The 6,431-nt window shown below is 35.3% G+C and carries 6 protein-coding genes and 2 pseudogenes; all 8 read right to left on the minus strand.

What is annotated here, in order from left to right:
• Positions 1–18: 18 nt before the first annotated feature.
• Positions 19–615: a YtpR family tRNA-binding protein gene (ytpR, locus tag N9R04_RS05550; RefSeq protein ID WP_262855630.1), complete on the minus strand. Its 597-nt coding sequence runs from the start codon at positions 613–615 to the stop codon at positions 19–21.
• 14 nt (positions 616–629) lie between these two features.
• Complete coding sequence (locus tag N9R04_RS05555; protein ID WP_262855633.1) at positions 630–1,493, minus strand: DUF1444 domain-containing protein; 864 nt, start codon at positions 1,491–1,493, stop codon at positions 630–632.
• A gap of 117 nt (positions 1,494–1,610) precedes the next feature.
• Positions 1,611–1,748: pseudogene (locus N9R04_RS05560) on the minus strand (thioredoxin domain-containing protein); the annotation flags it as partial.
• Positions 1,749–1,941: 193 nt separating this feature from the next.
• Positions 1,942–2,049 (minus strand): annotated as a pseudogene (locus N9R04_RS11540) (thioredoxin family protein); the annotation flags it as partial.
• 72 nt (positions 2,050–2,121) lie between these two features.
• Complete coding sequence (locus N9R04_RS05565; RefSeq protein WP_262855636.1) at positions 2,122–3,201, minus strand: M42 family metallopeptidase; 1,080 nt, start codon at positions 3,199–3,201, stop codon at positions 2,122–2,124.
• A 37-nt stretch (positions 3,202–3,238) separates the two neighbouring features.
• A complete protein-coding gene (locus N9R04_RS05570) occupies positions 3,239–4,069 on the minus strand; it encodes a YtnP family quorum-quenching lactonase (RefSeq protein WP_262855640.1) in 831 nt (276 codons plus the stop codon).
• Between the two features lie 115 nt (positions 4,070–4,184).
• On the minus strand, positions 4,185–4,826 hold the full coding sequence (trmB, locus tag N9R04_RS05575) for a tRNA (guanosine(46)-N7)-methyltransferase TrmB (protein WP_262855643.1): 642 nt from the start codon (positions 4,824–4,826) through the stop codon (positions 4,185–4,187).
• 12 nt (positions 4,827–4,838) lie between these two features.
• Positions 4,839–5,630: a phosphotransferase family protein gene (locus N9R04_RS05580; RefSeq protein WP_262855650.1), complete on the minus strand. Its 792-nt coding sequence runs from the start codon at positions 5,628–5,630 to the stop codon at positions 4,839–4,841.
• Positions 5,631–6,431: the final 801 nt, after the last annotated feature.

Genomic DNA, 6,431 nt, shown 5'->3' on the forward strand with positions numbered 1-6,431 from the left:
ACTAAAAGTTACCTCCTTTTATTCTTTAAAAAATGGGGCGCCAATCTCGTAGTCATTAGATAGAACCATAATCCCTTTTTCTTGAGGAGCGTCTGGCAAGTTAAGTTCTTTCATTGAGCAAATCATTCCGCTACTAGCTACACCACGTAATTCGGCGTTTTTAATCACCATACCACTAGGCATAACAGCACCCACTTTAGCTACTACCACCTTTTGTGCTTTATCAATATTTGGCGCACCACAAACAATCTGTAATGTGTCATCACCGACATCAACTTTAACTATACTTAATTTATCAGCATTAGGATGTTTTTCTTTTTCAATAACATAGCCTACTACAAAGCTCGGGGACAAATCAGTGTCAAGCTTGTAATTGATTTGTGCGTCATCTATTTTTTGTTGCAATCCTTTTATAATAGATTCATTAAGTTTAATGTGTCCGTTGCCATTGAAATCTATATCGTTAACATTGAAGAAATTAAAACCAACTATACGTCCGTCTTTAGTTATGCTAATGACATCACCATGTTGTTGATATTCCAAATTTCCTTCTACTGGTTCGATTTGAAGAAAGGCTACGTCCCCTACTCCTTGTGGATTATAGAATAAATTCATACTATATATACTCCTTAATCTCGATCTTTATTGTTATATTGTTTGCGTGTTGCTTCTAATCTTTGTATTACATTCGGGTCCCGTTTTTGTTTATTATTTTTACCTAAGATAAATATAGGCTCAAAATGCCCATTTTCATATCCTAGAGATAATGAAGTGATAGGGACAAGACCTTTAGTAAAGAATTCCATCGTTAAATGAGCCATGACGTCATAGCCCGTTTGGTTTCTAATATCAGCTACGATTAACACATCTTGGTGTGGAATAGCTACAAGCATCTCACCTTCGCATTGTTCTTCGAAATCATTTAATAATTTCGTATTTAGGATCCGACTAGCATCGTAGCCATCATTAGAATTAATAAAGTAAAATAAATTACCCTTCACTTCATCAGTTTTATAAGGATTTTTTAGCTTTCTTACATTAAATAAAGCCATTTCTTTTAACTGTTGTCGTGTAACACCTAGTTCTTTCAACATGGTTTCATCTATAAGTTTGTAAGATTTCCCTAAATCAAGTGCATAATATATATTCGTCTCGGCAGTATGCTGTTCATAAACGAGTTCGTTTCCTTCACTATTTTCTTTTTGAAAACTAGGCGCTCTTAATACAGGCATAACTTTGATATCATCTAAATCGTTAAGATTATTGTCTCCCATTTGTGAAATAGCTTCTTCAACGTAATAGACAACTTCATCGACTATCTCATCTTTTTGCTCATTATACTTCGCAACAATAGACTGAAGTTTGATCGTTACACCTTTATGATTATCTGAGCGATATATACGTAAAGTTTCTTCTTCGCGATTGAAACTATATTTTACATTTAAATGCTTTAAGCGTGCTTTGAGTTTATCTCTCATTTGAAAGACATTCATTATTAACACTCCTCTAAGCGTTTCTTTATTCAGTTTACAATAAATAAACCCTTACGAACAGAAAAAAAGTGCACGTTAAGGGCATTAATTTTAAATAATTACTATACCGATTATCCATTATTTCTTGAAGCTTTGAGCAATAAATTGGTCGATTTGCTGGATAGACTTTCGTTCTTTTCCTATGTATCTAACGATCAATTCTCCATTGTCGTACACTAGAAAACTAGGTATGCCCATAATGTTAAGCTCTGTACAAGAGGTTGAGACATTACATTATGTCCCAGTTTCTCTTTGTTGGGGCCCTACCCCAACTCGCTGTGCTTGTGGAAACTGATTTATCAGTTTCTCTTTGTTGGGGCCCCACCCCAACTCGCATTGCTGGTGGAAACTGATGAACCAGTTTCTTTGTGTTGGTGCCCCCTGCTCAAAACCTAAACGCTTTTGTCCCGTCCTCTCTATCTACAGATATGAACGTTATTTCCTCATATTTACTTTTTAGCTGTGGTAAATCAGGCTCGATAACTTTACAATCAGGACATCAATTTGCTGTGAACATAAACACCGTCCGCCTTGAGTTAATCCCTTAAAGTCTTATTCACATTGAAGTATTTGTCTAATTAAAAACTCCTTATCGATTGTACTGTAAAAAGTGGATTATATCTTCATTAAGATGAGTGATAGATCGTAACAATAATTCTCGAGCCGCTTCATAATCTCTCAAATCAAAAACTGATTCTGTACTGTGGATATAACGAGCACATACGCCTATTACGGCAGTAGGCACACCGATATTAGCCTTATGGATCTCTCCACCATCAGTACCACCAGGCGATATATAATATTGATGAGCTATATCATAATTTTTAACGAGATCTAACAAATAATCTCTGAAATTTGATGATAAAAGCATCGTGCCATCTTTAATTCGAATTAGTGTTCCTTTCCCAATTTCTCCAGAAAGTTGTTGTTGACCTTTAATATCATTAGCAGGCGAACAATCTACTACGAAAGCTAAGTCAGGATCTATTAACTCAACAGAAGGACGAGCTCCTCTTAAACCAACTTCTTCTTGAGTATTAGCCCCTACGTAGAGGTCTACATCAAGCTCAACATCTTTTAATAGCTCTAATATTTCTATTCCTATTAAGCAGCCGTAACGATTGTCCCAGGCTTTAGCTGTATATCGGTATTCACTAAGTTGCGTTAATATAGTGTCAGGCACTATAGAATCTCCTATTTCAATACCTCTATCACGAACTGCTTTATCAGAAGTTTCACCTATATCTAGCATTAAATCTTCAATCTTTGGTGTGCCTTCACTCCCTGTTCGAAAATGCTTAGGTATATTGGCTACAACGCCTGTAAACTCTATATTAAAACGAGTTTTCACTTTAAGTCTTTGACCTTGCCAAATATCAGGTGCCACACCACCTAAACTAGTAAACTGCAGCATACCATTTTCTGTAATATGTGTCAGCATAAACCCTATCTCATCCATATGAGCGGCTACCATTACACGTCTCGCATTGCTTTTCTTAGATTTTTTCACCCCATAAAAACCACCTAGACGATTGTAGACAAACTCATCCACGTAGGGTGACATCTCCTCAATTAAATATTCCTTTACATCTGCTTCGAACCCGGGAGCGCCGTGTAATTCAGTTAATTTTTTTATGCGTTGTAAAGTTCTAGCTTTTTCTATATTCATAAACATTAACACCTAACCTCTAGACGTACAATTTTCCTTAAATATTACGGGTGATAAAATCTTCAATAATCTTTTCATCACTTGAGTCGAATTTAACAGCAAAATATTTAGGATCATGATAATATAAAAACCAATAATTTTCTTTAATAAATTGGTGAATGTACTTCTCCTTCTCACTGATAGAATCCATCGGGTAATCATCATAAGCTGTGACCCATAGTGAATTTTGATGAGCGTGGGTTGGGAAGATATCTGCCATGTGTACAGCTTTATCGTTTTCACTTTCTATCGTTATGATACTATGTCCGTTACTATGGCCGCCAGTGTGTTTCATAGTAATACCAGGATAAGGTGATATTTCATCTTTATATTCGACAACTTTATCTTTATAATTACCTTGATTTATTGACCAATAAGTAGCTTTACTTCTTATATTAGGGTTTAGAAATTCGTCCCACTCATCAGACTGAATATAATGTGTGGCATTCGGAAAAACAGCTTCTCCTTCTTCATTTGTTAACCCTGTGGCGTGATCAAAGTGCATGTGAGTCATCAATACTATATCGATGTCAGCAGCAGTTAAATTATAGTCTTGTAGACTATCTTCAAGATGACTTTCATTACTCACTCCATAATTACGTAATTGCTTTTCTGTCAGTTTGCCATTTCCAATTCCCGTATCAATAATTATATTTTTATCTTTCGTTTGAATGAGTATAGGATGCGTGGGCTGAGGTATTTGGTTCTTTTCATTAGCATTTATTTTTCTCGACCACAAAGGTTTGGGGACTACACCGAAGATAGCGCCTCCGTCCATATGTGTGTAGCCTCCATCTAAGTAATTAATTGTGAACTGTCCAACTTTCATAATATCCCCTCTTTTTTATAATGAGTTAAATCTATATTAATATAAAGATTGTATTGGGTAAAATGCGATATGCAAAAAGAGTGAGTCTGAATCTCTTATAGATTCATACCCACCCTTAGTGCCCGTGAAATTTTGCTTCCATACGATAAATGCGTGATCCTTTATCAGCAAATTTACGTTCATACTCTGTTTCGATATTATCTTCGTCATCTTCCTCGTGTAGATTAAGATTAATCTTAGTAAAATACATGCCGAATTGAGACATACTTTCTAGACTGTAAGCGAATAAACCACGGTTATCTGTTTTGAAATGGATTTCTCCTTCACCTTTTAAAATTTCTTTATATATCGCTAAAAAAGTAGGGTATGTGAGTCGACGTTTTGTATGTCTGCGCTTAGGCCAAGGATCAGAAAAGTTCAAATAAATGCGATCAACTTCATGTGAATTAAAATACTCAGTCAACTCCACTGCATCATTACAAATTAGTTTTAAATTCGTAATACTGTGATCGAGGACGTCACGTAGAATGTTAACCATTACATTCTTCTCTCTTTCAATTGCAACAAAGTTGATCTCAGGATGTTGAGCTGCAATGGTAGTAATAAATTGACCTCTACCTGACCCAATTTCAATATATATCGGTTGTGTTTTCTCAAACCATTGACCCATTTTTTTAGCATGCGTGCCATCGATATCTACAATATCTTGATGCTCTTTAAGATAATCATCCGCCCAAGGTTTATAGCGCATTCTCATGAATAATTCTCCTCAAATAAACACATTATGTTTCATAATTTGGTTCAGAAATGTTAGCCACGTATTCATATCCTTAAAACGTTTCTGATCTTCGTACCACTGTATCACTGCTATTGATTGCGTAACTGTATACCACTTCATTCGTTTTTGTAAATCAATTGTTTCATTGACGCCATAGTGCTCTAACCAATTCGTCCATTGAGATTCAGGCACATAGTTGTATAGCAACATGCCTATATCTATAGCTGGATCCGCAATCATCGCATCTTCCCAATCTACCAAAAACAATTCATCATGATCAGATAATAACCAATTGTTGTGATTGACGTCACCATGTACTACTGTAAAAAATCGCGGATCTAGCTGTGGCATATTATTTTCTAAATAGTTAAGTGCCTTTCTCACTACGTGGTGCGTCCAAACTTCTTTAGACAACGATGCGTTGATCTTACTTAACATGATTTCTGGCGTAATCGGTTCCATCTCCATGCGCTTCAACATATTAAGTAGCGTCTTTGAACTATGAATTTTCTTTAATAAACTAATCACTCTAGTTTGCGGCATTTCTGAGAAAGTGAGTTCACGACCATTCTTCCAGTGTTGAGCAGTTACTACCTCACCTGTTTCTATTCTTTTTGTCCACACAAGTTTGGGTACAATTCCTTCCGCTGATAAAGCCGCTATAAAGGGATTTGAATTGCGTTTCAAAAACAGTTTTTGTCCATCTTGTTCAGCCATGTAAGCTTCCCCAGATGCGCCTCCAGCAGAGTCCAATGTCCATCCTAATTGGTAAAACTGCTCCACGATGTCCACCTCACTTTCAATTAGAAAATGGCCCTAGAAAAGCTAAATTTCAAGAGCCAACTATAATCATTTACAACCTTGTACTGAGCTACATTAAAGTGCGTATACTTAATCATATCGTTCTAATCTAAACTATCCCGACCAACTAACTTAAACGCTCTATCGCCCTATCACTCATAATATTCGAACGGTTTAAAACACCGTCACTATGCGTTTTTATGTATATTTCGAATCACGATAAACACCGTGAATTCTTAAAGACTCATAAAGAATTTTATAATTTTTACTATCTGATTTCAACCTAAAAACCAAAACAAAAAGTCACATTTTACTTACTTGTGATATTATTAATCATTAAATTTGCTTCCATTAAATTGTATCATAAACTAGGACTTAAGACTTAGTTAAACTATTAAATTTTATTAACTGTCACTAATATGTAAAGAGACAGTCGTGATTAGCCTGTAATTTCATATAATTTTGGAGTGACTAAAAGATGTGATTGCCATTATCGTTTCTTAATTTAAAGTACTTTCAGCATAACATATTTATTATATTAAGGTTCTTTAGTTTATAGTCATATCCTCGAAGTGAACTATTCCATCGGATCAAGCGTAGTTTCAAATTTAAACATTTCTCAAATTAAAGAAGAGGCTGGGACATTACGGTCTTTGACTAGAGAGAAAACATACTAAGATTAGCTATGAAGAAATCTATGACGATAGATTTTTTCATAGCTATTTTTTATAGTTAAAGAGAGAAGTAGATCGTGCGGTCTCTTGGATTTTAAATCCGTAGTCA

Source organism: Staphylococcus marylandisciuri (genome assembly GCF_025519785.1).
Classification (GTDB): Bacteria; Bacillota; Bacilli; order Staphylococcales; family Staphylococcaceae; genus Staphylococcus; species Staphylococcus marylandisciuri.